Raw genomic sequence first — 25,967 nt, 5'->3', positions numbered from 1 at the left:
CGCCCCACCCGCCCATGATGGTCGGCCAGCCGCCGTTGCGGCCGCCGCGACCTCGGGCCAGCCGAAGCGTCCGCCACCCGGCCCAGCGAGCCCGCCACCGCCGGCGTCCTTCGCCCGGCCGAGTCCTCGATGGTGTGAACCTGGTTGCTGACACCTGGCCGCGACCTACGCGAACCGGACCCGGAGAGGTAGCGTCGATGGCGTGCGCCGGCTGTTGTTTGCACCCTCGTGGATAGCGCGTCATCTCCTCGCGCTCGCTCTGATCGCGCTGTTCATCCGCATGGGGGTGTGGCAGCTGACCAAGGGCGAGTCGGCGCAGGGCTCGTTGCAGAACCTCTTCTACGGGGTCGAGTGGCCGATCTTCGCCGTCTTTGTCGTGTACTGGTGGTACAAGATGATCAGGGAAGAGCTGGCGCCCACGGACCTCAGCGGTCCCCAGTGGGGCGCGGGCGGGCGGATCGCCCCCGAGGCACCCTGGCGGCCGGAGCTGGACGGCCCGCGGATGTTGTCCCCCGGGTCGAGCTCCTCGCCCGAGAAGGACGAGGAGCTCGACGCCTACAACCGCTACCTCACCTCGCTGTACGAGCGCGACGTGCTGGTCGAGGCCCTGAAGCAGCTCGAACCCAAGCAGATCGACCCCAAGCAGATCGCCTCGAAGCAGATCAACGCGAAACAGATCAACGGAGCCCGCCGATGACCCCCGCCCCCTCCCGCATCGCCGGGGGACGTTCCGCCACGCCGGCGGTCCGAGCCGCCCTGCTGCGGTACCGCGTGATCGCTTACGTCGTCGGCGTCGGCCTGATCCTGCTGGTCTGCGTCGGCATGCCACTGAAGTACGCCGGCGACAACGACGCCGTCGTCGCGACCGTCGGTCCGATCCACGGCGTGCTGTACGTGGTGTACCTCGCCTGCGCGTTCGACCTGGCGAGCCGTTGCCGGCTGTCGCTGCCGCGAACGATTATGATCATGCTCGCGGGCACGATCCCGTTCCTGTCGTTCGTCGCCGAGCGCTGGGTCAGCGCCCTGGTCCGCCGCGAGCACCTCGCGGAACCGGCAGGCGCCAAGCCTGCCCGCCCCGCCACCGGCGAGACGGCTGAGGCCTCCGCCCGCTGACCGTCCACGGTCTCAGTGCACTGCCCCCACCAGTGCACTGGTGGGACGGAAAGGCCGCGTGTCGCCGAGCTGGCAGCGTGGCCGTCACGCGCAGCCGGCCGGAGCCAGCCCCGGAGCCAGCCCCGGAGCCGTCGCCGCACCGGTGCGCTGGCGGACCGCTGCAAGCGCGGGGCGTCGCCGTCTGGCGGGCACGGCGACCGTGATGACCTCGCCGAGCCCGAGCCGCCGCAGCCGGGTCGGGCGGAACAGCCCGCCACCGGCGGCGGACAGCACCTGGTCGATCTCGGTGCCGAAGGCGAGCAGCCGCCCGTCCGACCAGGTGATCAGCTCGGTGCGGGCGCCCGATGGTCGGGCGAGGACCAGCCGGGCCCGCGCCGGTTCCCAGACGACCGTGACGGCGCCGGCGCCGGGCCCCAGCAGGGCCCACCGGCCACCGGCGCGGTAGACGGCGGCGGATGCCTGCGCCGACCCGCGGGCGCCGGCGGCCCACGGCGCAGGGTCGGCGATCACCACGAGCCCGGCGTCGTCGACGACGATCGGCGAGGTCGGGTCCGCGTCCGGATCCGCCGCGCTCACCGCTCCGAACACCCCGTCGGTGTGCACTCCGCGCGCCGCGGGCAGCCCGGACGCGGAGGAGGCCAGCATCGTGGTGAGCACCGACCGCCGCACGTCGACTCCATCCAACCGGACCAGCCCGCAGACCGTCATCGGCTCCTCCGTCCTCCCGCCCCGCCCGGACACGCGGCCCGCGCGCGAACATGACGTCCGGCGCCGCGGTGGGCTCGCGCACCAGCGACCGGGCGCACGCGCCGCGGCGGGCGGCCACGGGTGCTCCAGCGCCGGAACGTAGCAGTTCCGCGCCCGTGTCACCGACCCGTTGACCGCAATCGCAGGCGCAGTCGGAAAACCGGCAGCTCACGGAGTTTCGGCCGTCCGGCGGAAAACACCGGACGGGTCCGACGCCGCCCCCCAATGGGACCGGTCAGGCGGCGCCGACGCCGGACTGCTCGGGTTCCCGCTTCACCCGCCGGGCCGCGATGACCGGATGGGCCGGACATTCGACCAGGTGGTCGTCGAAGCCCTGCACACTCGGCCAGGACTGATGGCATGAGCCGCAATGGGTCGTGGCCGGATCGGTCCACCGCGCATCGCAGCCGGCACAACTGGCCGTAACCGCGCTATGCGCGCCGGCTTCTGGCTGCCGACGGCGGGGCACCTGGATCGGCAGTGTCGGTTGCCGGCTGGACTGATCCGGATCGGGGTGCAGGGTCACGGAAATCGCGCGGGGACGCCGAGGCGAGGAGACGGCGGCCGGGATCGCGCGAGGGGATGTCGACCGACGGGGAGGCACCCGGCCATCCTGTCGCAGACCTGCACAAGCGTCACGCAACCGGCCGTCGAGTCTTCAGGGTGTTTGTCCAGTGCCAACGCTCCGGAGACGGCCAGGTCGGGGCGATCCCGCCTACTCCGGGCATCTCGCGCAACCTTTCGGGCCACTCAGGACAGGCGGCCTTGGCGGACATCATCAGGCACGGACATCACAATGCACGAACACTGGGTCATGTCACGGCGAACGACGGCACGATCGGCGCCGGTCGGACTGGCTACGGTTGCCCGTATGACGACCCCCTCGGCGGGACCCGACCCGATGGACCCTGCGCCCGGGGGTGCCCGGATGGGCGTGGGCACGCTGTTGCGCCAGTGGCGGGAACGGCGCCGAGTCAGTCAACTCGAACTAGCACTTCGGGCGGATAGCTCCGCCCGGCACATCAGTTTCGTCGAGACCGGCCGGGCCACGCCGAGTCGAGCCATGGTGCTGCGGCTGGCCGAACATCTCGACGTCCCGGTGCGGGACCGCAACGCGCTGCTGATCGCCGCCGGCTATGCCCCGGCCTATCCCGAGACCCCGCTGCACGACCCGGCGATGGCCACCGTGCGCGCCGGGTTGGAGCAGCTGCTCGCCGCCTACGAGCCGAACCCGGCGCTGGTGCTCGACGGGCACTATGACGTTGCACTGACCAACCGCGCGGTGCTGGTTCTACTCACCGGCGTGCCGGCGGATCTGCTGCGCCCACCGCTGAACGCGATGCGCCTCACCCTGCACCCGCGGGGGCTCGCGCCGCGGATCGTGAATCTGGCGGAATGGCGGGCGCACCTGCTGGAGAGAATGCAGCGGACCATGATTCTGCGCGGCTCGCCGATGCTGCGCGCGCTCTACGACGAGGTGGCCGCCTATCCCGTTCCCGACCGGCCGGCCGGTGACAATCCGGGTGCGGACACAGGCCTGGGATCGGCGAATGCGCCGCCGGCCGACGGGGAACCCCCGGCGCTCGCACTGCCGATGCGGATCGTCGTCGAGGGCCACCTGCTCACGCTCATCTCGACACTGACGACGTTCAACACCCCGATGGACGTCACCGTCTCCGAGCTGGCGGTCGAGACGTTCCTACCCGCCGACCCGGAGACGGCCAAAGTCCTCGCCGCCCTCGGCGAGCGGCGGTGACCCGGCCGGCGTTCGAACTGGCCGGCCCGCCGGGCCACCTCCCCCGCTATGCCGCCTGCCTGGGCCAGGCCACCTGGCCGTGGGGCTATGCCGCCCCGGTGGGCACGCGGTCCAGGAACCCACTGACGGTCCGGATCCGCCCGTCCGCGGCGAGGGTGAGCACGTCGAACCCGGCGACGGGCGTCGACCCGTCGGTTGGTGACACCAGCTCCCAGCCGAACCGCGCGACGTCGTGGTGGCCGTCGACGGTCCCGACCGGGCGGAACGTGAAGCCCGGGAACTGCCGGTGCACCGCGGCGATCAGCTCGGCGATTTCGTCCCGGCCGACGACCTCGGCCATCGGGTCGGTGTAGCCGCCGTCCGGTGTCCACGCCGCGCTGACCGCCGCCGCGATCCGGTCCGGCTCGGTCGCGTTCCAGGCGGCGAAGTAACGTTCGACGGCCTCGGTGTGCAGGGTCACAGCTCATCTCCCTGTGGTTTCATCCCGGCGGATCCATCTGCCACCGGGGTCGGCCATTCCGACCGGATCAGCGTCGCCGCCGACGGCGGACCCGTCGATTACCCGCGGGGTAAGGCGGTGGGCGACGTCAGGAGTCGAGGTAGGCGGCCGGCTCAGCCGGTCAGGGCGGGAGACCTGTTCGGCTCGGGGAGCCGGGCATGGGCCCGCCACTCCTGCGGGACCCTCAGGAGAGGATCTCCGCGGCGACCCGGTGCAGGGCGCGGCACAGTCCGACCTCGTCGGTGTAGAAGGTGAAGTCGGTGAGGATGTCGGCGGCGTTGACGATGATCGCGTACCGTCCCGACGGACTGGACAGACATCGGCGAACAGGGCGCTGATCTGCCGGGCCACCGGCAGATCAGCGGGCCGCCCGACGCCTGAGCGGGTCAGAACCGCCGTGCGGATGCCGCCGGGAATCGCGCAGAACCCTGGCAGTGCGGAGGGCGTGGGATTCGAACCCACGATGAGGATCACTCCCCATAGCGGTTTTCAAGACCGCCGCCATCGGCCACTAGGCGAGCCCTCCTGACCTGCGGAAACATCGTCAGGCTACGTCCGGCTCGCCGGAGTCTGCCCGCCATGTGCCCGCCGGGTGCGGATCCAGGATCTCACAGCCCGCGGACGTGGCGTCCGAGACATCACCCGACCGCCCCGGCTCGCCGGCCAGCCGATGGCCCGTCAGTGCGTCCGTGATCCGATCGTTGACGAAGTGGTCCTGTCCGTCCACGCAGTTCGCGTACACCCGCAGCAGGACGTCGACGCTGTGCCCGGCCCGACGGGCGACCTCCGTTGCCGGAACTCCGGCATTCAGCCACAGCGACACCGCCGCGTGCCGCAGGTCGTACGGTCGCCGCGCGAGTGGGGACGCCGCCTGAGCCGGTGTCAGCGCCGCCGCCCGAGCCTGCCGCCACAGCGCCGTGTAGTGACTGTCCTGCGGAGGGCCGCCCCGCAGGGTGCGGAACAGCCGGCCGCCCTCCCCCGTCCCGTAGGTGTCGAGGTGCCGCCGCAGCAGCGCGACGAGTTCGGGCGGGATCGGAACCGGCCGGGTCTCGTTCTGGCCACGCCGCTTCAGCCCGCGCCGGTCACGTGGCCTGCCGTCATCCGTCCAGTCACTGCCCGCCCGCGGTTCGGAGCCCACCAGGTCGAGCCGCCCCCAGCCCTGTTCGGGAAGGGTCAGGTTGTCCACCGTGATCGCGAGGGCTTCGGACGGGCGGGTGCCCGCGTAGTAGAGGCAGCCGAAGAAGGCCGTCAGCCGGTCGCCTGTCCGGGCCTGCTTCGAGACCGCGTCGAGCAGCGCCCGCACCTGCTCCGGGTTCGCGACCACCCGCCGGTCCACCGTCTTCGCCACCTCTGCCGCCTTCCACTGCACCCGTTCCACCGGGTTCGAGTCGAGAAGCTGCTGTTCGACCGCGTAGCCAAGGGCGTGATGCAGCACGGCCCGCTTGCGACGGAAGGTCGTGGCCGCCGACGGGGTTCCGTCCTGCTTGCGCCCGCACGCGCCGAGGGCCGCCCGGATGACGGCCGGATCGCTCATCGCCGCTACCGTGACCGACGCCGACGAGATCCAGGCCAGCGCCGAGGCGATCTCCTCGGGTCGCACCGTGTCCCGCTTCGAGTGGTTGAACGCCCACCCGTACAGCGCCCGCCGGAGCACCTTCGGATCGGGCGCGCCGCGGGTCGAGGTCACGAGCACGGCCGTCACGGTCGCCAGCGCATCCGCCATCGACCGCCTGGACTTCGGCGCGGCGGACGCCCACACGTGCCCGACATAGGCACGGGCGAAGTCGACCCAGCGAGGCGAGTTCTGCGCCCGGACCTCCGAGACGGGTCGCCCGGTGGCGACGTCGAACGCCTCACCAGCCCGAGCCGCCTTGACCAGCTTGTTCCGAAAGCCGTCAGCGAGTGCTTTTGTACGGAAGTACTCGTCACGTTCACGGCCGGCAACCGACCAGCGGAACCGCCAGGGTCGGCTACGCCCGTCGTTGCGCTTCTTGATGTCCCAGAACTTGACGTCGAAGCTGGTTTCGCCGCTCACGCCGCGTCCTCCGCGAGGTTGCGGAGCCAGTCATCCAGCCACGAGCGTCGGATCCGGACGTCCCCGTTGGGAAGCTTCACTGAGCGGGGGCCGATCCCCAACTGACGCCAGCGGTAGAACGTCGACCGCGGGACACGGACCTCCGCGATCACGTCCGCCACGGTGAGCCATTCGTCGTGGGCCGATTCCCTGCCAGCCCTGTGGATCATGTGCGCCTTTCCAGAGATCACGGGCGTGCCGGAACACGCCGATGGATGGAGTCGGGTGGGGTCGCGAACGGAGCGGACAGCCCGCGTCGTCGGTGGCCGCCCGCTCCGGTCCGCCGCCCGTCAGAGAAGCCGGGGCGGGAGGTCGGCCCGCCGGGCACGGCGAAGGAGGCTGGCAACGGTGGTCACCGTCGGCGCGTCCCAGCGCGCGAGCCACCGGATGATCGTGTGATCGTGCTCGCCGAGGTCGACCCCGGTCAGGGAGTCGTAGACCGCGTCGGCGAAGTGCTCGGACGGCAGGCCCCCCGGCGGCCGGTTGATCGGGCCGGTCGGGATCCACCGGTCGATGCGGTTGGACCGACCGGGCTGAAGGTCACCGAGCGGCGACCGGGTGGCGCCGGGGGCCGTTCCCGGCACGGGCCGGAAGACGAGCGTGACGTTCACGTCGCCGAAGTGGTCGGTGAAGATCGCGCTTGCCGGGAGGGCACGTAGGGCCCCGACCAGGTCGCGGACGTCCGCGCCGGGCCGAAGGACGATCGCGTGGTCGCCCTGGGCGGTCCGGCGGATGCTGGCGAAGGGCTCGTCATCCTGGGGGTTGCGCCACGGATTGCCGGAAGGCGGGAAGATGGTCACAGGTCTCGCTCCCTTGCTGCGTGAGGGTCGGGATCAAGGCCCCGTCCGGCGCCGGAATCGCCGGCACGGGGCCGCCCACAATGATCAGAACTGGTGATCAGACTTTTGGGTCGCGGCGCGTCGAGCCGCGCGAGGAGACCGCCGGGCGGTCAGATGCCGTCGATCGGTTCGATGTCGAGGCCCGCGGCGTCCGACCAGGCTCGCCGGGCCCTCAGCCAGGCCAGCTTCGCCACATCGATGTCAGGCCGGCACCGCCCGATCAACAGGTCGATGGTCTCCAGCACGGCGCGGTCGGTGGTCCCCATGGCCGCCGCGACCAGCCACTGAAGGACGCCGAGCAGCCGCATGTACTCGGCGAAGGCTTCGTCGCACGCGACGTTGGCGCGCAGTTCGTCGACACTTCCGATCTTGTGCATGGCGAGGTGCTCCCTTGCTGCGTCAGGGATCGGTTCGCGGAGCGACCACCGGCGCCGGAATCGCCAGCAGGCCCCACCCTTGGCGGTCGCCAAGGCCTTTCGAGGATCTCCCGTGGGTTTGCGACTGTCAAGTACTCTCCGGGCATGACTCAGCACCTGATGGGGACGGCGGAGATCGCCGAGCGGTTGGGTGTCAGCCGGCAGCGGGTACACCAGATCGAGACGGGCGACCCGACGTTCCCGAAGCCGGTTGCCGAGCTGTCCGCCGGCAAGGTGTGGGAGACGGCCGACATCGAACGGTGGATCGCCGCGCGACGTGCGCCGAGGCCATCAGGCAGCACGTGACGCTGCCGCACCGTCGGGACAACCTGGTGGCCCGCCGGTAGTCGGAGCGCGAGCCGCGTCGAGCTGTGCGCGCCAGGCACGGCGTTGCGCGACGGCTTGCAACAACAGGTGTTCGCGTCGAGGTGCCGTCGGGTCACCGGGCCGCAGCAGGGTGCAGACCGTCCGAGCCGGATCGGCATCAGGGCCAGGGCCGCCCGCCGGGCCGCTACCCGAGCCGGAGTCGGTGTGGCCGAGTGCTTCGAGTTGTTCACGGACCCAGGCGATCCGGTCGGCCCGATGATCGGCCAGTGTCTTGCCGGACCACTTCCGGGAGACGAGGACGCGCCGTCCGCCGAAGCCGAGGGTCTCCCGCCGGTGTGCCTTCCCACGGCACCGGCCCGGGACGAGGCCCGGTTTCGGGTTACGTGGCTGGACGCCGTACCGCAGCCAGTTCGAGCAGCCAGGCGAGCACGGTTCGTGGCGCAGCGCGTCCGCGAGCCGTTCGACGTGCCGCCGGTGCGCGTCGGTCGCGGTGTCGTGGCAGGTGTCGAGACTTTTGGTCAGGTACTTGCACAGGTAGCCGATCATGCGGCCGGTGTGGGTCGAGTTCGCGGTGACGCCGTCCGCGCGCAGTTGCGGGCCGAAGCGGACCACGTGCGCGGGTTCGTCGTCCTCGCCGATCGCGTCGAGCGCCTCGTCCCAGGTCGGCAGCGCCGCGCCGGAATCCGGGTCGCGGTAGCCGCCGGTCGCCTCGTCCCAGACCGGTAGCCGGTCGTCGCCGTAGACCTGCCGGTCACACGACGGCCACCACACCTGGTGATACGTCGCCGCCGCCACCTGGCGCAGCAGCACCCGCGGGACCGTGCCCCGGATCGCCGCGTGCAGGTGCGGAGCAAGCCGCCGTTGCGGTTCCAACGCGGCGAAGTACTGCACATCCCAGCCCACAGAACGGCGCAGGTTCTGCCAGAACCGGTCGATCAGCTTCGGGAAGTGGATCGCGTCCCGCGCCGCCCGCCGGTAGTCGTACGACCCCGGATCCACCGGGGTGCCGTCCGAGGTCACCCGGCCGTAGGTGTCGCAGGTCAGCGTGAGGAACATCGACGGCCGCCACACGCTCCCGTCCGCCGCCTCGTACGTCCGCCCGACGGTCCGCCGGTTGATGGGCAGCCGGGGCAGGTCGGGGGCGTCCTGGCGCCGCCGCGTCGAGCGGACCCGACGAGGACGCTCCCGATCCTCCGGAGCCGCCCGGCCCCGCACGCCCAGGGCGTTGAGTTCCTCGTCCACCTGGCCGATGAGTTCGTCGATCTCGGCGATGCCGGCCGTGTCCCCGGCACGGTCGGCATCGCGGCGGAACGCCTCCAGGTCCGCGCGGAACCCGGCAAGAACCTTCGCGTCCTCCGATGGGGGATCCGGGTCGGGAACGGGTTCGTCCTCCAGATGCCACCCTGCCTTGCACTGTGCCATCCTCAGCCGCCGCGCCCTCTCCGCGCACGACGGGCACTTGCTCGCCAGGGTGGCCCCGCACGGCACGGGGATGATCTCGGTTTCGCCGGTGTCGAGGTTCGTCCGCCGCATCGCCATCGGCCGCACGCACACCCCGTTCTCCAGGGCGACCGCTTCGACGACCTGGCGGGCCAGCGGCAGACGCATCCGCGCGGCCCGGGAGCCGGGGCGATCGTCACGATCGTCACGGCCGAGCGTTTCAGGGACAGTCGGGGAGGCTGGGGTCACGCGACCTCCCCGAGGTCGACCAGATCTCCTGGATCGGCCGGGCCGTCGCCGTCCTGGCAGGGATTCAGGTCGGGAACCCAGCCGCCGCCACCGGATCGGCGGTAGGAGATCACCGTCCGGTTGATCTCGGCATCGTTGACGAAGGCCGCCCGGACCCGGACCGGTTCGGGCTGTCCCTCATGCAGCACGTAGCCGACACCGGGCAGCGAGACCGGGATCTCGTCCGCCCGCGCCCCGCGGTCCCGGGCGCCGGAGCCGAGCACGAGGTCAGCCTGTTCCGGTTCGGTCATCCGCAGCGCGACCCGGACCGGGAACAGGTCCCGGAACGGGAGCACTTCCTTACGCGGGTCCTGCACCGCCGCCAGGACCACGACCCCGGGGGCACGGCCCTGGGAGAGCAGCAGCGGCAGCGCCGCGCCGATCCGCTTCTTGACGTCCCGATCGGTGACGTAGGCGGTCAGCGAGGCGATTTCGTCGACCACGACGACGATCAGCGGATCGCCGACGGTGGGGGTGTGCAGCCGAGTCCGGCCCCGCAGCCGTTCCGTGCGTTCCTGCATCACGCCCACCGCGTCGTCGAGCAGGTCAGCGATCGTCTCCGTGGTGGTGGCGAACCGGGCGAACAGCGGTTCCCCGAAGGCCAGTTCCATGCCTCCCTTTGGATCACAGACCCAGAGCTCCACCAGGCCCGCCCGGACCGCCGGGCCGAGGCCGCGGATGATCGACCACAGCACCGAGCCCTTACCGGCGCCGGTGGCACCCGCGACGAGGAGATGCGTCCCGCGGACGGGCAGCGTCCACGGGTCTCCGTCTTCCTGCCGGCCGACCGGGACCGCACCCAGGCCCGCGACGAGCAGGTCAGGTGCGGTCCCGGCATCCTCCGATCGGTCCGCGTCCGGGCCGTCGGGTCGCGGGGTGTCGAGGTCAGCAGGGGCGACCGGGGCGGTCAGGGTGTCCCGGCGGTGGAAGTGCAGCCGGACGAACCTGTGTTCCTCCGCCCGGACCTGGCAGCGCCGGGCCCGGAACACGTGCCGCAGCGCTTCGGCCTGCTCCGCCCACTGCCCCGGAGTCTGGCCGGGCAGCAGCTCCACCCGCAGGACGTCCACGGCCCGGGTCGAGCGGATCGAGCGGATCCGGGGGAAGTACTCGTCAAAGGTCACCTCGTCTCCGGTGGACGCCGGCATGCGGATCGCCAGGTCGGTGTGCACCATCGCCGGCCGCCACCGCCACCGGTACACGAACGCCAGCCGGGCACGGCCCCAGACCCACCGGGCCAGCCACCGGCACGAACGGGCGTGCAGCCGACGCCACGCCACGGCGACGAGCACCAGGCCGACGAGCAGGCACAGCAGGCCGAGCGGGCCGAACCGGTGCCAGAACAGCGCCAGCCCGACCGCGGCCGGCACGGCGACCCGATGGCGCCAGCACCAGCGCACGGCCAGCACCAGGGCCTTCACGGCCACCGCCAGGACGAGCATCCACACCGGGACGCGCACCTTGTCAGCCCGGGAGGGAACCCGGGGGAAAGCCTGGTCACCGTTGATTCTGGACATGGCAGATACCACCTGTTTTCGAGCGCACGAAACCAGAGAGAGGAGAAAGGGGAAGGACGCGCCCGGGGCTACAGCGGGGAAGTGCGGCAGCCCCGGGGGCGATCCGTGTTTCCGTCGCGGATTACGCGGCGAGATGCTCCGGCGGATCGCCGAGCACCGCGAACCGGATACGCTCACACTCGATGAGGTAGTCGTTCACCGCGGCGAGCAGCGCGTACGCGAATTCCACATGGTCCGAGGTGACCGCGTCATTCGTGACGGACAGGGACAGGTGCGTTTCACCGGCCCGCACCGACAGGATCGGCGGACGGTCCGGGTACGTGTGGCAACGCACCGACCAGCCGGAGCCGACGTGCACGCCGAGATGCGCCGACGAGCTACGCCGTTCGAGCCCGCTCATGCCGCCACCCCGCCGTTCCCGCGCCGGACCGAGCCCGGAGCGCGCATCCCACCGGCCCGCAGCGAGAACGCCACCCGCGGCTTGTCCGCCACCCGCCGGTCCACGTAGGGAAGCACCGTGAGTTGGTCGAACTCGACCGGGCGGAACGGCGTACCCGGCATCAGGTCCGGCGGGACCGGCTGCGCCGCAGCGATCATCCGGACCTTCACCTCCGTCGTCCTGGCCTCCGGGTCACCGTCGACCACCCGCACCGCCCACATCGGCTGACCGGTCTCCTCGTCCCGCTGCTGCGGGTCCGCCGCACCACTCCTGATCTTGTCGTAGTCGTTGACCGGCTCCACGCCGACAACGAAGGCACCCGCCGGGAAAACCGTCGAGAACGCGACGGGAATCCTTCTCGGTACCGCCACTGCATCTACCTCCCGGGAGACGACCCGCCGACCCCGGACCAGCTCCGGAAGCGGGCATGGATCTACCATGCTCCGCCGGAAGAGCGCTTTTCAAGCGGTAGATCGTCAATGCATATTCAGTCGGGATCGGACGATGCAGTCACGGCATGACGTCATGCAGTCCATGCAGAGTCGATATGCCCCGCCGACCAGCACATCTATGTGCGCCGCGAATTCGTTAGCATTCCGTCTATGACTGATCGCCTCGCCGGTCGGAGCGGTTCCGGCATCGACGCCGCCCAGGACGACGAGGACTGGCAGGCCGTTGCGGCAGCACTCAAGGCCCGGATGTCCGCCCAGCGCATCGGGCAGCAGGAGTTGGCGGACCGAGCCGGCATATCAGTGTCGACGCTGCGGCTCGTGCAGCACGGCGCGAACCGGCGCGTGCGGAACCGCACCCTGACCGCGATAGCGCGTGCTCTCGACTGGCCGGACGATCACCTCGTCCGCGTGCTCACCGGCAACGGCGAGCCCGGCCCCACCGGCGCCCAGGCCGCACCGATGGCTGTCGGCCTGGAGATCCTCGCCGGAGTGCTGGAGATACGGGACGACATCCGACGGATCGTCCGCCGTCTTGACGAGCTGGACAGCGCGGCCGGAACGGCCGGCGGATAGGTCACCTTCCCCGCGGCGGGACGCGCCGCGGTACGCCGCAGGTGGGCGGACCCGAACACGGCAGAAGGCCGGACCCCCCGAGGGCCCGGCCTTCTGTCATCAAGGGCGGGGCGTCAGCCCAGCGCCGAGGGAGTCCACGACCGTGGACGGCGACGGCGGATCACCTGCCGGCGGAACGCATCCGCCGCGTCCGCCTTCCCGGCCTCGTACGCGGCCCGTTCCTCCTCCGTGGCCCAGCGGCGCGTGCTATCGACGCCGGGCGCAGACGGGTCGAGCTGGAGCATGCCGCGCAGGAGCGTGCCCGGCACCTCCCGCCGGGACAGCCGCACCCCTTCCGCCTCGTAGACGAGGACCACGTCCACGTCGCCGTAGGCTTCGGCGAACCGCAGGCCCGCCGGCATCTCCGCCATGACCGCGTGCAGCGTCTGCGCCGACGAGCCGGCCGGCACCACCAGCGCCCAGGCGTCCGAACCCCACGGCAGAAGACCGACCCCCGGAGCCTCCCCGGTCTGGCACGGCCCGCTGGCCCAGGTCATCGCGAACCCCCGCGTCGCACGAGCCCGCGGCTCGTCCTGACAGTCGACATGCTCCACACCCGATCCCCTCATCTGTCCGCGTCCGGTCGAGCGCCGGCGCCGCCCGCGGAGTTGGAATCGGCACGGACGGCACCGACCAGGGACAATGCTCACCGAGGTCACACAGTCACGGAATGTTGAGTCGGCATTGATGGGCGGCATCAGGCGCCGGACCCGCGCCGCCACCCACACGGGAACAGCGCCGTTTCGGCGCTGGTCAGCCGCTCGATTCGGGCTTGCCATACCGCGACGACATGCTCACAGCTATGCTCAGCGTGCCTGCCCGCTCACGCGGATTTCCCGGCCCGCCACCGATCGAAGAGCGATGGATGACCGCTGACCCACAGCCGACCTGGCAGCGCTACACCGTCTCCCCCGAGCTGCTGGCCCGTGCCGACATGGCCGAGGCACTGCGCGCCCGCGACTTCGGCGCCGCCTTCCTGCTCATACGCAAGTGGGACCACGTCAGCCAGGACCGCATTGCCTCGTCCATCGAAGGCTTCAGCCAGTCCCGGGTGAGCCGGATCGCCAGCGGCAAGGCCAGGGTGGAGGACGTCGACGTGATCGAGCGGATCGCCGACGGCCTCCACATCCCCGGAATCATGATCGGTCTCGCGCCTCGTCCGTGGGAGTCCGGCACTGAGGTCCCCCGGCCCCGCCGGGAGTCCCTCCGGGTCCCGACCCATCTACGGGACCTCATCAGCAGCACCGGCGCCCCACCGGTCGTCCCCCGCCGCGACGAGGTCACCGAGTCGATCCGCACCCTGCTGGCCAGCGTCCAGCCACCGGCACCAGGCCCCGGCGGCGGCCGGCAGGTCGCCCTGCCCCCGTACGACCTCGAAGGGCACATCCTCGCCGCCTGGAGTTCGGGACGGCCCCGCGAGGGCACCCCCGCAATCGTCATGGTGGCCGGATTCCCCGGATCCGGGAAAACCGAGTTCGCGCGGTTCATCGCCGAGATCACCGGATGGCCCCTGCTCGACAAGGACACCCTCAGCCGCCCCCTCACCGAATCGCTGCTCCTGGCGACCGGTGACGACCCGAACGACCGCCACAGCGACACCTACATGGGCCGAATCCGCCCGCTCGAATACCGCAGCATGTTCGATACGGCGTTCGACAACCTCCGGCTCGGCATCACGACCATCGTCACAGCGCCGTTCGTCCGCGAACTCGGCGACCCCCGGTGGGTGGAACGCATGGCCAAGCGCGCCGGAAACTGCGGCGCCGCCGTCGCCGCGGTGTGGCTGCGCTGCGACATCGATTCGATGCGCGACTACATGGAGTCACGCGACGCCGCCCGCGACTCGTGGAAGCTGTCCTACTGGGACGACTACCTCAAGACGATCAACCCCGACGCGCGGCCGGTGTGCACCCACTACCTTGTCGACAACAGCCGGCACGCACAGACCAACCTCGCCGAACAGGCCCGCCGCATCGCAAGCCAGGTCCGCGATGCCTCCTGACGCCGTCATCCTCTACGGCCCACCGGCCGCGGGGAAGGACACCATCACCACCGCCCTGACCAGCCTGGACGATCGCTTCGTACACTTCGACCGGCTCAAGGTCGGAGCCGGAGCACCCAGCCGGTACCGGTACGCCACCGCCGACGACCTCACCCGCCTCCAGGACCGCGGGCAGATCCTGTACGTCAACGAGCGGTACGGCAACATCTACGCCATCGACCGGCCCCGCCTCGACGAAATCACCAGCACCGGGCGGATTCCCGTCGTCCACATCGGCCAGGTCGCCGGCATCGCCGCCCTACGCGCCGAATACGCGGCGCGATGGCTGACCGTCCTGCTCTGGTGCCCCCGCGACATCACGGCCGACCGGCTCCGCCAGCGCGGCAGCACCGACATCCCCGACCGGCTCCGGGCATGGGACGAGACGCGCGCCGACCTCACCGGCATGAGCCCGACCGAGTTCGGCATGATGCTCCGCACCGACCAGCGGGCCCCTGACGAGATTGCCGAACAGATCCGCCGCCAGGTCGCCAGCACCACTCAGGACGCCACGCCCGTTCGCGATGAGCTGGACTGAACCCATGCAGCTCGTCCTACCCACGCTCACCTACCGCCGCCCGGACGGCCGCCTCGACACCACCGCGACCGCCAGCTACGCCGAACGCGCCGCCGCCACGTGGGCGCACCTGTTCATCCTGTCCGGCACCACCACCGGCGGGCACCACGCCACCCCCGCCGAACGCGCCGCCGTCATCGACCTATGGGCCGACACCATCGGCACCGACCGCCTGACCGCATGCTGCTGGACCCGCGACGACATCGACCACGCCCAGCGCAAGAACGTCATCCCAATGGTCGCCATGCTCAACCTCACGGACCAGGCCAAAGCCCTGGACTTCCTGTCGAGTCTCCCCCGTCCCGCCTACCTCTTCAGCCACCCCGAGTACAGCCCCGCCACCTTCACACCGGCACTGGCCACAGCAACCGCCCGCGCAGGGGTTCTCCCCGCCGGAGCGAAAGTGTCGAAGATGCCCGTGGACCAGATCCAGGAGCTACGGGCCAGCACCGGCCCTGAGTTCACCATCTGGGACGGAAGCCCACGACACATCGCCCACAGCCTCACCGCCGGAGCAGACGGCATCGTCGCCGCACCCCTCAGCCACCTACCCGAGCCGTTCCCCCGCCAGGACATCACCGAGGTACAGCACGCCATCGACACCACACAGACCCACCTCGACGGTCTCCCGACCCGGGACGCGCGAACCGCAGCCCTGTTCCACTTGGCGAGATGAGCGACAGAAAGTCGACTGTGACGTCAGGTATCTGAATCTGGGTCGCGCCCCGTCCTCCAGCATGGGTCCGCCCATGGCTCTGACAGAGTGGTCCCCATGGTCACCGAACTCGCCGTCGATGCGTCGAACGCCGCCCAGCTCTCCAGCTGGGACGGCGCTGGAGGCACTTTCTGGGTCGCCAACGCCGATCGCTTTGACGAGGGGATTGCCGCCTACCATGATCGATTTTTGGCTGCGGCGCAGATCGCTGAGACAGCGACGGTGCTCGATATCGGGTGTGGCAGCGGACGGACCACCCTGGACGCAGCCCGTCGCGCCGCTGGCGGATCAGTCCTGGGTGTGGATCTCTCCTCGGAGATGCTCGAACTGGCCCGGCAGCGGCAGGAACGCGAGCACATCACGAACGCGACGTTCAAGCAGGCCGACGCGCAGGTCTGCCCTTTTCCCGCCGGAACCTTCGACCTCGCCGTCAGCCGGCACGGGGTGATGTTCTTCGGCGATCCGCTCGTTGCCTTCACCAACCTCGCTCGTGCGCTCCGCCCCGGGGGGCGCATAGTCCTGCTGACCTGGCAGCCGTTCGAACGCAACGAGTGGCTCAAGGCTTTCTTCACCTGCCTGTCCGCAGGCGGTCAGATGCCTGTTCCACCGTCGGACGCGCCGAGCCCGTTCGCGCTCAGCGACCCTGACCGGATCCGGTCGCTGCTGGACGCAGCCGGGTTTTCCGACATTGAGGTGGAGGGTCTCGTCGAGCCCATGTACTTCGGTCCCGACCCCGACGACGCCTTCCAGTTCGTCTCCGCCCACCATGCCGGCCTGGTACGCGACCTCGATCCTGCCACCAAAGCTCGCGCCCTCGACGGCCTACGCACCAACCTGGCCGAGCACCACACCGAACGAGGAGTCCTCTACGACTCGGCGGTCTGGCTCGTTCAGGCCCGCCGAGACTGACGGACCCTCCCAGCTGATCGAGACTCGACACCAAGGGCCAGCGACTGCCGAATTGTTCATTTTAGGATCAAGAGGCGGCACAGCCCGCGCGACGCGACCGCCTGCGCGCGGCCGTGAACGGCCGTGCTCGCCGGGCCCGTCGCGGTCCGCGCTACATCATCCACCCTACGCGCTCCTCAAATGTTGCTCGGGAGCTTGTGGATAGTCGCCCCGCATATTTTCGGGGATGAACTTAGAGTAAGCCTCTCTAAGGTACTGGGTAACACGCTCGTCGGTCGCCTCATAAGAAAGTTGATCACGGAAGAACGACAATCTCTTGTCCGCAGCATGAAAAAGCTCGCCCCAGGTCTTGACCCAGATTTCATACTCTGGCTGATTATCGGCCATGCCAGGAAGCCAACCTTCCTGCCGTATCTGCCTTCTTATTTCGGGATGCGTTTCATAGGTAACGAGAAAAAATTTCCATTTAACGTCGACTCCCCGAAATTGCGGATCGTCAACAATAGCAGCCGCGTAGTCTCGGATCTGTTGGAGCTGCTTTCTTCCTACCCTTACAGACGGCCGCTTTAGCTCTACAATGAGCCTTTCGCTATAGCTCTCACCACCGATACCACGATAAAGGAGAATGTCGACACGTCCCGCTCGCCCATCCTCTTGAACTATCTTATCGAGCCGCCCTTCAAGTACCGTGTCTTCACCCAGCATGTCCAGGTGAGACTCCAGAACGGAAGTTAGGCCGACTTCAGACCTGGCAAGGTCCCACTCTTCACCGAATAGCCAAAGATTCTGCGAAATCATTGGGTGAAGCTGGTCAACCTCACGAAGCTCCCTACGAAGCTCTCGGTCCGCAAGAATTTTCCTTAAACCACCAACAAAATTTAGCCTGTTTGTTACAGTAGTTGCTGCGGCGATGACGCTCGATAGCTCTGTCTGCGCTAGCAACTTCGTGAGATGATCTCGCTCCTCATCGGTTATATTCAAGACTTGATCGAGGATTTTCCGAAGACCATTAGGCTCATTTTCGAGAACCGATTGAATTAGTCGTACTGAAAGCTTCCGAGGAGTGCCCTTAGGCGGTAGTGCTGTTCGGGCCACAGTCACGACCAGATCGAATGTCTGCCGCTCAACAAGACGTGTTGGAGCTAGATCGGTTTCGTCGTAGGGATAAATACCTTCATCGCGCAACTCACGAACAATCTGACCCGAAATCTCCTGCTGTCGCTTTCGGACATGCGCACGAATCGCCTTCTCGGCTGCATGCAGGAGACCGGAATGCTCCATGTGGAGCATGTGAAGATCTTCGGATGACAGCCCTTTAAATCGGCCCGAACGCAGGTATGGAGTGAAATAGACAATTGCATCGCTCCACTCTTGACCGTATTCCGAAAGAGCAATTCCCGAGTCGTCGCATATCAACATCTTTTGGGCCGGAATTCGCTCTTTCCACTCTACGATGGAAACCGTGGGAGCGACGGGATCGGATACATATTCATCTGGCACCTCAAAAGATAGATCTACGACTTCCGCGATTAGCGATTCCGGGTCTAGGCGAGTCCCTTCGTAGAAAATTGAAATGTTGGGGTAGGCGCGCAGATAGAATGCCAGCAAAGAAGTGATTCTAGTTCTTGCATTCGCACCCTCTAGCGAACCCAACCTCTTGCCCTGAGGGACATCTATTATGACCGATGTTCCTGTGTCTTCCACGCACACTTGAGAATCTGGAATGGTCCACACGGTCGGCCTACTAAGATCGGCCGATATCCTCGTCCGGACGCACTTTCCATCAACTTTGGCAACAGATTCCCAAACAAGTCTGTTACCCAGGGAGAAACCGTACAGACGACCTTCACCATGTCGCCCATGCAGAATTCTTTGATTTCCGGTCGTGTGACTACGAGCCGCTTTCCAGGTATCGCCGTAACGCTTGAAAGATTCTTGGGCAACTTGCGGACTTATACCCTCACCATTGTCCCTGACGACAATCTTTTCAATCGCACCCAGAGTGTTCCGAATGAAATCGACATCAACCCTATCGGCGTTGGCGTCGAAAGAATTCCAAATCAGCTCACATATGGCGGAGATTGGCTTTTTCCTAGAGAATTGGAGAATCTTTGACTCCCCAACTTCCAAAAATACTTCCACTACAGCACCCCCGCGCCATCCGCCACAGATCCTCGATTTGAGCTAGCTATGCTACATAGCTCGCCCATCGGGCCCACGCTAGCATGATCCACGCATCGACGAGCCGCTTCCATCGAGGTGTACCAGCAGTCGCTACGTACGGCCCCGCGAGGTGCTGGCAGGAACACCGATTACTTGCTTTCCGACAAAACAATGGCGCTACGCCGGCTCGTCGATGGGACGACGCTCTGTAACCGTCGCAGGCTGGGGCAGCGTACTGCAGTTGCACTGCAACGGGGCTGGATGTCTCTAGACGCCAGTGGACATCACAGTACCCACGACCTGCACCGATGGACGTCGGTGGACGTTCGTGGACGGTGCGCGCCGAGCCCTCTCTGTCAGGCTTGAGTGAGACACCCTCCCGGGTGTGGGCTGGCTACGGAGGGCTTGATCGGAGATCCTGTTGTTCATGGAGTCTGAGTCGCAGGAGCGTCCGGACGGATCCCGACCGCCGTCGCGTGATCCGGCGCCGCGTCCGTCGCGGCGGGTGTTCAGCACGGCGTACAAGCTGCGGATCGTCACCGAATATGAGAACGCCCCGCACGGCGAGAAAGGCGCGGTCCTGCGGCGGGAGGGATTGTTCTCCTCGCATGTGGTGGAGTGGACCCGAGCTCGTGACGCGGGAGCCTTGGGAGGAGCAGGTGCCGCGGTCCGTGCTCCGGAGAGGAAGCCCGGGAAGTCCGCGGAGCAGGTCGAGTTGGAGAAGCTGCGCCGCGAGAACGAACGGTTGAAAGCACGGCTCGCGACGACCGAGACCGCGCTGGATATTATGGGAAAAGCGCGCGCTCTCTTGCAGCAAGTCTCCGAGAGAGCGGACTTCGACCAGCAGTAGACCGGGTGTTGAACGGGGCGTTTGATGAGCTTCGCGGGGCGGGTGTTCCGGTGAAGCGGGCGTGTGTTCATGTCGGCCGGTCCCGGGCGACGCATTATCGGCATGCCGCTCCGCGTGGGCCTGTGTATGGGCCGTGGCCGGCACGGACGCCTCCGCCGGCGACGTTGACCGACGCCGAGCGTGCGCAGGTCTTGGCGCTCCTGGCGAGCCCGGTCTACCAGGATCTTGCGATCCCGCAGGTCTGGGCCCGGGAACTGGACGCCGGCCGCTACTGGTGTTCCCTGTCGACGATGTACCGGATCGCCCGGGCGGCGGGGCAGACCCGGGAACGCCGTGCTCAGGCGACGCACCCGCCGCGGGTCCGCCCCGAGCTGTCCGCGACCGAACCGTCGCAGATCTGGTCGTGGGACATCACCGCGCTGAAAGGACCCGAGAAAGGAGTCTGGTACAAGCTTTACGTCATCCTCGATATCTACTCGAGGTATGTGACCGGCTGGCTCGTCGCCGCCGCCGAGGGCGCGGTGGTCGCGAAGGATTTCATCGCGGACGCGATCCGCCGGAACGGGTCTGTCCCCACCGCGATCCACGCGGACCGTGGCGGGGCGATGGTCTCGAAACCGGTGTCGGAACTCCTCGTCAACCTCGGTGTCCACCGGTCCCATTCACGGCCACGGACATCGAACGAGGTGAGTCAGCGGCGGGAATCTCACCCGCCGCTGCTCTCAGAACCCGGCGTGACAGTCTCCCGTCACCGGGCTCCCACCGTCGAACCAGCAGGCATCGCGCCGTGCTTCCAGTGAGCAAACATCGCCGGGGACACTGACGCTATCTCGGCCAGCTTCCGACGAGCCCGTCCTTTCGCTCGACGCAGTCGCTTGTACTTCCGCATTTCCCACTTCACCAGGAAGGGGTTTATACGCTGTCTCAGGAAGCTCATCAGCCTGGACTTGTAGAAACGCCCGTAGTAGCCGATCCAACCTGCCACAATGGGATTAACCATCGCGGCGAGGTCCCGAAGGCTCGCACTGGTCCACCGACCCAGCTTCCATTGCCGGATGACCCGCGCCATCGACTTCAGTGCCGACTTGCCGACCAGCGGGACGAACCCGCACATCAGCACACCGTCACGTCGCCGGATGGGCGCGCGGCGAAAATCGAAGCCCAGGAACGTGAAGCTCGTTACCGGGTATTCTTCGTCGCGCCCGTCCTGCTTACAATAGACGATCCGGGTCTTATCCGGGTTACAGCGTAACCCGAACTCCAGCAGCCGCTTCTCAACGACACTGCGAAGGTAACTCGCCTGCCGTTGACTGTAGCAGTGCAGGATGATGTCGTCGCAGTACCTCTCGAACCGCACCACCGGGAAGTTCCTGGCGAGCCAGGCGTCCACCGCGTAGTGCAGGAAGAGATTCGACAACAGCGGTGAGATCGCCGACCCCTGTGGAGTTCCCTTAGCCGGAGTGACACGGCTGCCGTCAGGGTGCTGAACCGGCGCTACAAGCCACCGTTTCACGTACAGGACAACCCAGGACAGGTTCGTGTGTTTCTCCACCGCGGCGACGATCTGTGCGTGCGGAACGTTGTCGAAGAATCCTTGGATGTCCAGATCGACAACCCAGGGACGTCGCCAGCACCGCTGCTTGCACACCTCCACCGCGTCCAGCGCGGACTTCCCCGGTCGATAACCGTAGGAATCGGGGTGGAACACTGGGTCCACTTCCGGTTCCAGGATCATGGCCACGGTTGTCTGCGCTATTCGGTCGGCGATGGTGGGCACTCCGAGGATCCGGGTGCCACCATCTGGCTTCGGGATGGAGACGGCTTTCACCGGCTCCGGGAAGTAGCTTCCCGACGACATTCTGTTCCAGAGTTTGAACAGGTTGTTCCGAAGATCCTGTTCGAAATCTGCCAGAGTTTGCCCGTCGATCCCGGCCGCACCTTTGTTGCCGCTGACCTTCAGGTATGCTTCCCATATCAGCGTCTTCGGGATGCCGAACGACTTGCCTGCTGGTTTTGTCTCGCCCATCAATTCCTCCCATTTCTGGTTGATCGCTGGACGACACTCGACGGCACGTCCCCTTCGCTCCGCACCCATTACAGGCACTTCGTCACTACTACGGGACGTTCCGCCCTCCTGGCTCGCACCCGGTACTCCGCGACTCGCGGATTGGCCGCTTGCCGCTCTCCCGGTCGGCCCTTGCTCCAATATGCGGGGCCGATGTCGTGCCGAGGAGTTCTCCTGTTCCGTTACGGAGCCCAAGCCAAGCTCGCGCCATCTTCATGCCGGACACCGCCAGAGCAGTAGACAGGTTTCTCTCTGACTTATCCCAGGATAGGATTAAGACCCCGGTTCTGATGTCACCTGGAATAACGACACGTCGTCGATGGTTCACTCTCGTTCGCCTTCTTGGCTCATACCTGCCGCCTCTGACGGCGGCTTTTCCACGGACGTTCACCACCATGGCTAGTGGAGTCCACGGACGTGGTGTACGGATTGTGATCGTCTGACGACTCGCCGGAGTGGCGATCCGTGACGTGAAGCGACCACCGCGTGATCCTCATTCGAGAACGACCAAGAACCCGATGAGGAGAAACGCGATGGCCGTGCGTCCGACTGTGACCGATGCTGAGGGGTTCGGCAAGGAGCTGGTGGGGGCGAGTCCGGATCTGTTGGGCTCGATGGTGAAGGCGTTCGCGGAGGCGTTGATGAGCGCCGAGGCGGACGGGGTCTGTGGCGCGGAGTACGGGGAGATATCACCGGATCGGACGAATCGTCGGAATGGCTACCGGATGCGGGAGTGGGACACCCGGGCGGGAACGATCGATCTGGCGATTCCGAAGCTGCGGTCCGGGTCGTATTTCCCGGAATGGTTGTTGACGCGGCGCCGGCGGGCGGAACAGGCGTTGATCTCGGTGGTGGCCACCTCGTATCTTCTTGGTGTTTCCACCCGGCGGGTCGACAAGCTCGTGGAGCAGCTCGGGGTCGCGCACATCTCGAAATCGCAGGTGTCGGAGTTGGCGAAGCATCTTGACGGCCAGGTCGAGGCGTTCCGCTCGAGGCCGCTGGACGCCGGCCCGTACCGGTTCGTGCAGGCCGATGCGCTGACGATGAAGGTCCGTGAGGACGGCCGGGTTGTCAACGTCCACTGCCTGCTCGCCGTGGGCGTGAACGGCGACGGTCACCGGGAGATCCTCGGCCTTGACGTCGTGTCGTCCGAGGACGGGGCCGGCTGGCTGGCGTTCTTCCGCGGCCTGGTCGCCCGTGGCCTGTCCGGGGTCCGCTTGGTGACCTCGGATGCCCACCGGGGCCTGGTGGCGGCGATCGGGTCGACGCTGCCGGGCGCGTCGTGGCAGCGGTGTCGAACCCATTATCTGCGGGATTTGTTGACGTTCACACCGAAGTCGTCGCAGCCGTGGGTGGCAACATTGGTGCGGACTATCTTCGAGCAGGCGGACGCGACGGAGGTGGCCGTGCAGTTCGACCGGGTCGTCGACGCCCTGGCCGAGAAACTGCCCCGCGCCGGGGAACACCTGTCCGACGCGAAAGCGGATCTGCTCGGGTTCACCGCGTATCCGCGGGAGGTCTGGCGGCAGATCTGGTCGTCGAACCCGCAGGAAAGGCTGAACAAGGAGATCCGCCGGCGGACTGACGTCGTGGGTATCTTCCCCGACCGCGGTGCCATCATACGTCTCGTCGGCGCAGTACTCGCCGAGCAACACGACGAGTGGATCGAAACCCACCGCTATTTCGGCCTGGAAATCCTCGCGAAAGTCGACGCGGCGAACCAGTCGTTCGACACACCCGAGATCGGCGTGACACCCGAAGCACTGACAGCATAATCTAACCCAGGATCACGCGGAGTCACCCTCCGTACACCACGCCGCTGGACGTGACCCACCGCCGCCGCCTGACCGGCAGTCGCCCTGGCCGCTGGCATGCCCAGCATCCCCGTAACGCAACAGCGCCCGGCAACATCATCTAAACCGGATAACACAATGCAATCTAATGACTACAGAGAGTGTCCGAGGGGGGGCTCGAACCATTACCCCACCACCGGTCACCCTGTCCGGTGAACTCATTCTCGCAGGCCACGCGGGAATTGACCAGTGAACGGCGCGTCTACCACTCCACCTGCGAGCCAGGAGGCGCGGCCGTTCGCGCTTGGCGCGGTCACCACGCTGATCGCCAGCGTCGTCGCGCTGAGCTTTCTGTTCGGGCTCGGCAATGTGTGGGCGCTGGGCATCCGGCTTGGCGTTCCCGCCTACATCGCCCCCTGGTCGCCCCCGCTGTTGATCTTTCCGTTGTCGCTCTGCTCATCGCCACCCGCCAGTTACAGTAGGAGGACGTGGCACTGCCAAGCCGTGTGCATGGGCGGTGCTGACCGCAGCGTTGGACGCGGCTCGGGTCACGCGCCAGAGCGCGGGGACGCAAGGTAACGAACCATAAGCTCATCGCGAAGAACAGGCTCCGCACACGTGAGACCTTGACCGCGGTTTCAAACTTGACGTAGATTCTGGGCCACGTTAGGCAATCTGTAAGCCACAAATCCCGGGGCGCCGAGCGCCTCGTCGCCTGGAGTTGACATGACGGATGAGGTCTTCGATTACGTGGTGGTGGGCGGTGGCTCGTCCGGCTCCGTGATCGCCAGTCGGCTGGCCGAGGCCAATGCCAAGGTTCTCCTCCTCGAAGCGGGTGGCAGCGACAGACGTCTCGAGATCCTCATCCCGGCCGGAGTCGCGGTGGCCTACAAGAAGGCCAACTGGAAGTACCCCGCCGAACCCGACCCCTCACGCCGCAACCGCCCCGAGGCCTGGATGGCGGGCAGGGTGATGGGCGGCGGGGGATCGATCAACTCCTGCGTCTACATTCGCGGCAACCGCGCCGACTACGACGGCTGGGCCCAGCTCGGGTGCAAGGGCTGGGATTACGATTCCGTCCTCCCCGCATTCAAGAAGATCGAGACCTGGGAGGGCGGCGAGAACACGTTCCGCGGGGGCAGCGGGCCCGTGTCCGTGTGCGTCCAGGAGAACCGGGGCGAGGCCAACCAGACCTACATCAAGGCGGCCAGGCAGGCCGGCTACACCGAGACCGCGGACTACAACGGCGAGCAGCAGGAGGGCATCGCGCTCGCCCAGGTCAACCATCGCCGGGGCACCCGCTCGCAGTCGTCGCGCGAGTACATCAAACGGGTCGCCTCGAAGAAGCTCCTCACCGTGCGGACCAACGCCTTCGCCCACAGGGTCCTGCTCGAAGGCACGGCAGCCGTCGGCGTGGAGTACCGCCACCGAGGAGAGTTGCGCCAGGCTCGGGCCCGCCAAGAGGTCATCCTGAGCGCCGGAACCCTGGCATCCCCCAAACTGCTCCTGCAGTCGGGCATCGGCCCTCGCGCGCATCTGGAGGACCACAACATTCCCGTGGTACTCGACCTACCCGGCGTCGGGGAGAACCTGCACGAGCACGCCTACCTGATGCAGCGATACCGCACGACGATGCACACCATCAACAAGCCGAGGCTCAGCGACGGCACGAAGGCGGTCACGGACTTCGCGCTGCACGGCGGCGGCATCCTGGCCATGACGATCGTTCAGGTCCAGGTCATGGCAAGGTCCGACGCGAGCCTCGCCTCGCCGGACATCCAGCTACAGTTCACGCCCTTCGCGATCACCCGCAACGTGGACGACCGCGGAATGTTCGACGTCCAGCCGGCCAGGGAGCTGGGCTTCACCGCGTCCTCAACCTTCACGCACACGCGCAACCGCGGGCGCATCAGCCTGCATGGTTCGGACCCGACCCTCGGGCCCCGAATCGAGATGCAGCTCCTCGGCCATCCCGACGACCTGCGCGACACTGTGCGCGGCGCCAAGATGGTGCACGAGATCATGGCCCAGCCGGCCATGGCCGAGATCACCAGGGGACAGTTCCAGCCGGAGGCCGACTGCGCGACCGAGGCCGACTGGATCAACTACGTCCGCGACTACGCGGTGCCGTCCTACCACCCCGTCGGAAGCTGCAAGATGGGCGTGGACGACGCCGCGGTCCTCGACCCGGAACTGCGTGTGCGTGGCATCGCCAACCTACGGGTCGTGGACGCGTCGATCATGCCGAACGTGACGACCGGAAACACCAACGCGCCCTCCATGATGATCGGCGAACGCGGCGCGGAACTGGTCCTGGGCCGGTCCTGACCGCGTCGAA

Annotated in this window: 27 protein-coding genes, 1 tRNA gene and 1 pseudogene; 14 read left to right on the top strand and 15 right to left on the bottom strand. The window is 67.5% G+C overall.

All coding sequences use genetic code 11. From position 1 onward, the window contains the following. Window positions 1–202 precede the first annotated feature (202 nt). Window positions 203–697 (top strand): hypothetical protein, encoded by a 495-nt coding sequence (locus NBZ83_RS02375; RefSeq protein WP_261570801.1) that lies wholly within the window; start codon window positions 203–205, stop codon window positions 695–697. Next, window positions 694–1,113, top strand: coding sequence for a DUF3817 domain-containing protein (locus NBZ83_RS02370; RefSeq protein WP_261570802.1), 420 nt, complete (start codon window positions 694–696; stop codon window positions 1,111–1,113). The genes NBZ83_RS02375 and NBZ83_RS02370 overlap by 4 nt, the downstream gene beginning before the upstream one ends. 84 nt (window positions 1,114–1,197) lie before the next feature. On the opposite strand, the gene NBZ83_RS02365 is transcribed toward NBZ83_RS02370, so the two are convergent. Next, complete coding sequence (locus NBZ83_RS02365; protein WP_261570803.1) at window positions 1,198–1,821, bottom strand: hypothetical protein; 624 nt, start codon at window positions 1,819–1,821, stop codon at window positions 1,198–1,200. A gap of 274 nt (window positions 1,822–2,095) precedes the next feature. After that, window positions 2,096–2,329 (bottom strand): FDXHR family putative zinc-binding protein, encoded by a 234-nt coding sequence (locus NBZ83_RS34215; protein WP_438803283.1) that lies wholly within the window; start codon window positions 2,327–2,329, stop codon window positions 2,096–2,098. 402 nt (window positions 2,330–2,731) lie between these two features. On the opposite strand from NBZ83_RS34215, the gene NBZ83_RS02360 reads away from it, so the two are divergent. Next, window positions 2,732–3,616, top strand: a complete 885-nt coding sequence (locus NBZ83_RS02360; RefSeq protein WP_261570804.1) for a helix-turn-helix domain-containing protein — start codon at window positions 2,732–2,734, stop codon at window positions 3,614–3,616. An 85-nt stretch (window positions 3,617–3,701) separates the two neighbouring features. Here the strand turns inward: NBZ83_RS02360 and NBZ83_RS02355 are convergent, their stop codons facing one another. The 6 genes from NBZ83_RS02355 to NBZ83_RS02330 form a co-directional block, all read right to left on the bottom strand. Continuing rightward, entirely contained in the window at window positions 3,702–4,076 is a 375-nt protein-coding gene (locus tag NBZ83_RS02355; RefSeq protein WP_261570805.1) for a nuclear transport factor 2 family protein, read from the bottom strand. A gap of 476 nt (window positions 4,077–4,552) precedes the next feature. Next, a tRNA-Ser gene (locus tag NBZ83_RS02350) sits at window positions 4,553–4,641 on the bottom strand. An 18-nt stretch (window positions 4,642–4,659) separates the two neighbouring features. Continuing rightward, the gene (locus NBZ83_RS02345; protein WP_261574242.1) at window positions 4,660–6,150 is read right to left on the bottom strand and encodes a tyrosine-type recombinase/integrase; all 1,491 of its coding nucleotides are present in this window, start codon (window positions 6,148–6,150) and stop codon (window positions 4,660–4,662) included. After that, the gene (locus tag NBZ83_RS02340; protein WP_261574241.1) at window positions 6,147–6,359 is read right to left on the bottom strand and encodes a helix-turn-helix transcriptional regulator; all 213 of its coding nucleotides are present in this window, start codon (window positions 6,357–6,359) and stop codon (window positions 6,147–6,149) included. Before NBZ83_RS02340 ends, NBZ83_RS02345 begins: the two co-directional genes overlap by 4 nt. A gap of 120 nt (window positions 6,360–6,479) precedes the next feature. Then, window positions 6,480–6,989, bottom strand: a complete 510-nt coding sequence (locus NBZ83_RS02335) for a hypothetical protein (RefSeq protein WP_261574240.1) — start codon at window positions 6,987–6,989, stop codon at window positions 6,480–6,482. A 149-nt stretch (window positions 6,990–7,138) separates the two neighbouring features. Further along, a complete protein-coding gene (locus tag NBZ83_RS02330; RefSeq protein ID WP_261574239.1) occupies window positions 7,139–7,405 on the bottom strand; it encodes a hypothetical protein in 267 nt (88 codons plus the stop codon). Window positions 7,406–7,549: 144 nt separating this feature from the next. On the opposite strand from NBZ83_RS02330, the gene NBZ83_RS02325 reads away from it, so the two are divergent. Then, on the top strand, window positions 7,550–7,750 hold the full coding sequence (locus NBZ83_RS02325) for a helix-turn-helix transcriptional regulator (protein WP_261574238.1): 201 nt from the start codon (window positions 7,550–7,552) through the stop codon (window positions 7,748–7,750). On the opposite strand, the gene NBZ83_RS02320 is transcribed toward NBZ83_RS02325, so the two are convergent. The 4 genes from NBZ83_RS02320 to NBZ83_RS02305 form a co-directional block, all read right to left on the bottom strand. Next, window positions 7,736–9,460 carry a replication initiator gene (locus NBZ83_RS02320; RefSeq protein ID WP_438803282.1) on the bottom strand — a complete coding sequence of 575 codons (1,725 nt, stop codon included), beginning with the start codon at window positions 9,458–9,460 and terminating at the stop codon, window positions 7,736–7,738. The two genes, NBZ83_RS02325 and NBZ83_RS02320, sit on opposite strands and share 15 nt — an antisense overlap. Further along, the gene (locus tag NBZ83_RS02315) at window positions 9,457–11,013 is read right to left on the bottom strand and encodes an FtsK/SpoIIIE domain-containing protein (RefSeq protein ID WP_261574237.1); all 1,557 of its coding nucleotides are present in this window, start codon (window positions 11,011–11,013) and stop codon (window positions 9,457–9,459) included. The genes NBZ83_RS02320 and NBZ83_RS02315 overlap by 4 nt, the downstream gene beginning before the upstream one ends. 121 nt (window positions 11,014–11,134) lie before the next feature. Further along, entirely contained in the window at window positions 11,135–11,413 is a 279-nt protein-coding gene (locus tag NBZ83_RS02310; protein WP_261574236.1) for a hypothetical protein, read from the bottom strand. Continuing rightward, window positions 11,410–11,823 carry a plasmid replication, integration and excision activator gene (locus NBZ83_RS02305; protein WP_261574235.1) on the bottom strand — a complete coding sequence of 138 codons (414 nt, stop codon included), beginning with the start codon at window positions 11,821–11,823 and terminating at the stop codon, window positions 11,410–11,412. The genes NBZ83_RS02310 and NBZ83_RS02305 overlap by 4 nt, the downstream gene beginning before the upstream one ends. A gap of 231 nt (window positions 11,824–12,054) precedes the next feature. On the opposite strand from NBZ83_RS02305, the gene NBZ83_RS02300 reads away from it, so the two are divergent. Further along, window positions 12,055–12,477: a helix-turn-helix domain-containing protein gene (locus NBZ83_RS02300; RefSeq protein WP_261574234.1), complete on the top strand. Its 423-nt coding sequence runs from the start codon at window positions 12,055–12,057 to the stop codon at window positions 12,475–12,477. A 113-nt stretch (window positions 12,478–12,590) separates the two neighbouring features. Here NBZ83_RS02300 and NBZ83_RS02295 read toward each other — a convergent pair whose 3' ends face one another. Further along, window positions 12,591–13,013 carry a hypothetical protein gene (locus NBZ83_RS02295; protein WP_261574233.1) on the bottom strand — a complete coding sequence of 141 codons (423 nt, stop codon included), beginning with the start codon at window positions 13,011–13,013 and terminating at the stop codon, window positions 12,591–12,593. Window positions 13,014–13,381: 368 nt separating this feature from the next. Here NBZ83_RS02295 and NBZ83_RS02290 point away from each other — a divergent pair, with 368 nt between their 5' ends. The 4 genes from NBZ83_RS02290 (at window position 13,382) to NBZ83_RS02275 (ending at window position 16,758) form a co-directional block, all read left to right on the top strand. Then, window positions 13,382–14,518: an AAA family ATPase gene (locus NBZ83_RS02290; protein WP_261574232.1), complete on the top strand. Its 1,137-nt coding sequence runs from the start codon at window positions 13,382–13,384 to the stop codon at window positions 14,516–14,518. Next, on the top strand, window positions 14,508–15,095 hold the full coding sequence (locus tag NBZ83_RS02285; RefSeq protein WP_261574231.1) for a guanylate kinase: 588 nt from the start codon (window positions 14,508–14,510) through the stop codon (window positions 15,093–15,095). The genes NBZ83_RS02290 and NBZ83_RS02285 overlap by 11 nt, the downstream gene beginning before the upstream one ends. After that, window positions 15,082–15,810 (top strand): beta/alpha barrel domain-containing protein, encoded by a 729-nt coding sequence (locus NBZ83_RS02280; protein ID WP_261574230.1) that lies wholly within the window; start codon window positions 15,082–15,084, stop codon window positions 15,808–15,810. The genes NBZ83_RS02285 and NBZ83_RS02280 overlap by 14 nt, the downstream gene beginning before the upstream one ends. Window positions 15,811–15,906: 96 nt before the next feature. After that, on the top strand, window positions 15,907–16,758 hold the full coding sequence (locus NBZ83_RS02275; protein WP_261574229.1) for a class I SAM-dependent methyltransferase: 852 nt from the start codon (window positions 15,907–15,909) through the stop codon (window positions 16,756–16,758). A gap of 165 nt (window positions 16,759–16,923) precedes the next feature. Here NBZ83_RS02275 and NBZ83_RS02270 read toward each other — a convergent pair whose 3' ends face one another. Then, window positions 16,924–18,900 carry an ATP-binding protein gene (locus NBZ83_RS02270; protein ID WP_261574228.1) on the bottom strand — a complete coding sequence of 659 codons (1,977 nt, stop codon included), beginning with the start codon at window positions 18,898–18,900 and terminating at the stop codon, window positions 16,924–16,926. A gap of 526 nt (window positions 18,901–19,426) precedes the next feature. Between NBZ83_RS02270 and NBZ83_RS02265 the strand changes: the two genes are divergently transcribed. Both NBZ83_RS02265 and NBZ83_RS02260 read left to right on the top strand, forming a co-directional pair. After that, entirely contained in the window at window positions 19,427–19,771 is a 345-nt protein-coding gene (locus tag NBZ83_RS02265; RefSeq protein WP_261574227.1) for a hypothetical protein, read from the top strand. Between the two features lie 191 nt (window positions 19,772–19,962). Continuing rightward, the gene (locus tag NBZ83_RS02260; RefSeq protein WP_261574226.1) at window positions 19,963–20,571 is read left to right on the top strand and encodes a DDE-type integrase/transposase/recombinase; all 609 of its coding nucleotides are present in this window, start codon (window positions 19,963–19,965) and stop codon (window positions 20,569–20,571) included. On the opposite strand, the gene ltrA is transcribed toward NBZ83_RS02260, so the two are convergent. Beyond that, a complete protein-coding gene (gene ltrA / locus NBZ83_RS02255) occupies window positions 20,520–21,797 on the bottom strand; it encodes a group II intron reverse transcriptase/maturase (RefSeq protein ID WP_261574225.1) in 1,278 nt (425 codons plus the stop codon). The two genes, NBZ83_RS02260 and ltrA, sit on opposite strands and share 52 nt — an antisense overlap. A 572-nt stretch (window positions 21,798–22,369) precedes the next feature. Between ltrA and NBZ83_RS02250 the strand changes: the two genes are divergently transcribed. The 3 genes and pseudogenes from NBZ83_RS02250 to NBZ83_RS02240 all read left to right on the top strand — a co-directional run bounded on the left by NBZ83_RS02250 (window position 22,370) and on the right by NBZ83_RS02240 (window position 25,957). Then, window positions 22,370–23,611 carry an IS256 family transposase gene (locus NBZ83_RS02250; RefSeq protein WP_261574224.1) on the top strand — a complete coding sequence of 414 codons (1,242 nt, stop codon included), beginning with the start codon at window positions 22,370–22,372 and terminating at the stop codon, window positions 23,609–23,611. 267 nt (window positions 23,612–23,878) lie between these two features. Continuing rightward, window positions 23,879–24,105, top strand: a pseudogene (locus tag NBZ83_RS34210) (hypothetical protein); the annotation flags it as partial. 250 nt (window positions 24,106–24,355) lie between these two features. Then, window positions 24,356–25,957, top strand: coding sequence for a GMC family oxidoreductase (locus tag NBZ83_RS02240; protein ID WP_261567233.1), 1,602 nt, complete (start codon window positions 24,356–24,358; stop codon window positions 25,955–25,957). The last annotated feature ends 10 nt before the right edge of the window (window positions 25,958–25,967 follow it).

Origin of the sequence: Frankia gtarii (genome assembly GCF_025403375.1) — a bacterium.
In the GTDB taxonomy this organism is placed as follows: domain Bacteria; phylum Actinomycetota; class Actinomycetes; order Frankiales; family Frankiaceae; genus Frankia; species Frankia gtarii.
This window is presented reverse-complemented; position numbering and strand designations above follow the sequence as displayed.

Coding starts and splice junctions, on each gene's coding strand:
- NBZ83_RS02370 (WP_261570802.1), top strand. CDS start 694: ATGACCCCCGCCCCCTCCCGCATCGCCGGGGGACGTTCCGCCACGCCG.
- NBZ83_RS02365 (WP_261570803.1), bottom strand. CDS start 1,821: ATGACGGTCTGCGGGCTGGTCCGGTTGGATGGAGTCGACGTGCGGCGG.
- NBZ83_RS02360 (WP_261570804.1), top strand. CDS start 2,732: ATGACGACCCCCTCGGCGGGACCCGACCCGATGGACCCTGCGCCCGGG.
- NBZ83_RS02340 (WP_261574241.1), bottom strand. CDS start 6,359: ATGATCCACAGGGCTGGCAGGGAATCGGCCCACGACGAATGGCTCACC.
- NBZ83_RS02330 (WP_261574239.1), bottom strand. CDS start 7,405: ATGCACAAGATCGGAAGTGTCGACGAACTGCGCGCCAACGTCGCGTGC.
- NBZ83_RS02325 (WP_261574238.1), top strand. CDS start 7,550: ATGACTCAGCACCTGATGGGGACGGCGGAGATCGCCGAGCGGTTGGGT.
- NBZ83_RS02315 (WP_261574237.1), bottom strand. CDS start 11,013: ATGTCCAGAATCAACGGTGACCAGGCTTTCCCCCGGGTTCCCTCCCGG.
- NBZ83_RS02310 (WP_261574236.1), bottom strand. CDS start 11,413: ATGAGCGGGCTCGAACGGCGTAGCTCGTCGGCGCATCTCGGCGTGCAC.
- NBZ83_RS02300 (WP_261574234.1), top strand. CDS start 12,055: ATGACTGATCGCCTCGCCGGTCGGAGCGGTTCCGGCATCGACGCCGCC.
- NBZ83_RS02295 (WP_261574233.1), bottom strand. CDS start 13,013: ATGACCTGGGCCAGCGGGCCGTGCCAGACCGGGGAGGCTCCGGGGGTC.
- NBZ83_RS02290 (WP_261574232.1), top strand. CDS start 13,382: ATGACCGCTGACCCACAGCCGACCTGGCAGCGCTACACCGTCTCCCCC.
- NBZ83_RS02285 (WP_261574231.1), top strand. CDS start 14,508: ATGCCTCCTGACGCCGTCATCCTCTACGGCCCACCGGCCGCGGGGAAG.
- NBZ83_RS02280 (WP_261574230.1), top strand. CDS start 15,082: ATGAGCTGGACTGAACCCATGCAGCTCGTCCTACCCACGCTCACCTAC.
- NBZ83_RS02275 (WP_261574229.1), top strand. CDS start 15,907: ATGGTCACCGAACTCGCCGTCGATGCGTCGAACGCCGCCCAGCTCTCC.
- ltrA (WP_261574225.1), bottom strand. CDS start 21,797: ATGGGCGAGACAAAACCAGCAGGCAAGTCGTTCGGCATCCCGAAGACG.
- NBZ83_RS02250 (WP_261574224.1), top strand. CDS start 22,370: ATGGCCGTGCGTCCGACTGTGACCGATGCTGAGGGGTTCGGCAAGGAG.
- NBZ83_RS02240 (WP_261567233.1), top strand. CDS start 24,356: ATGACGGATGAGGTCTTCGATTACGTGGTGGTGGGCGGTGGCTCGTCC.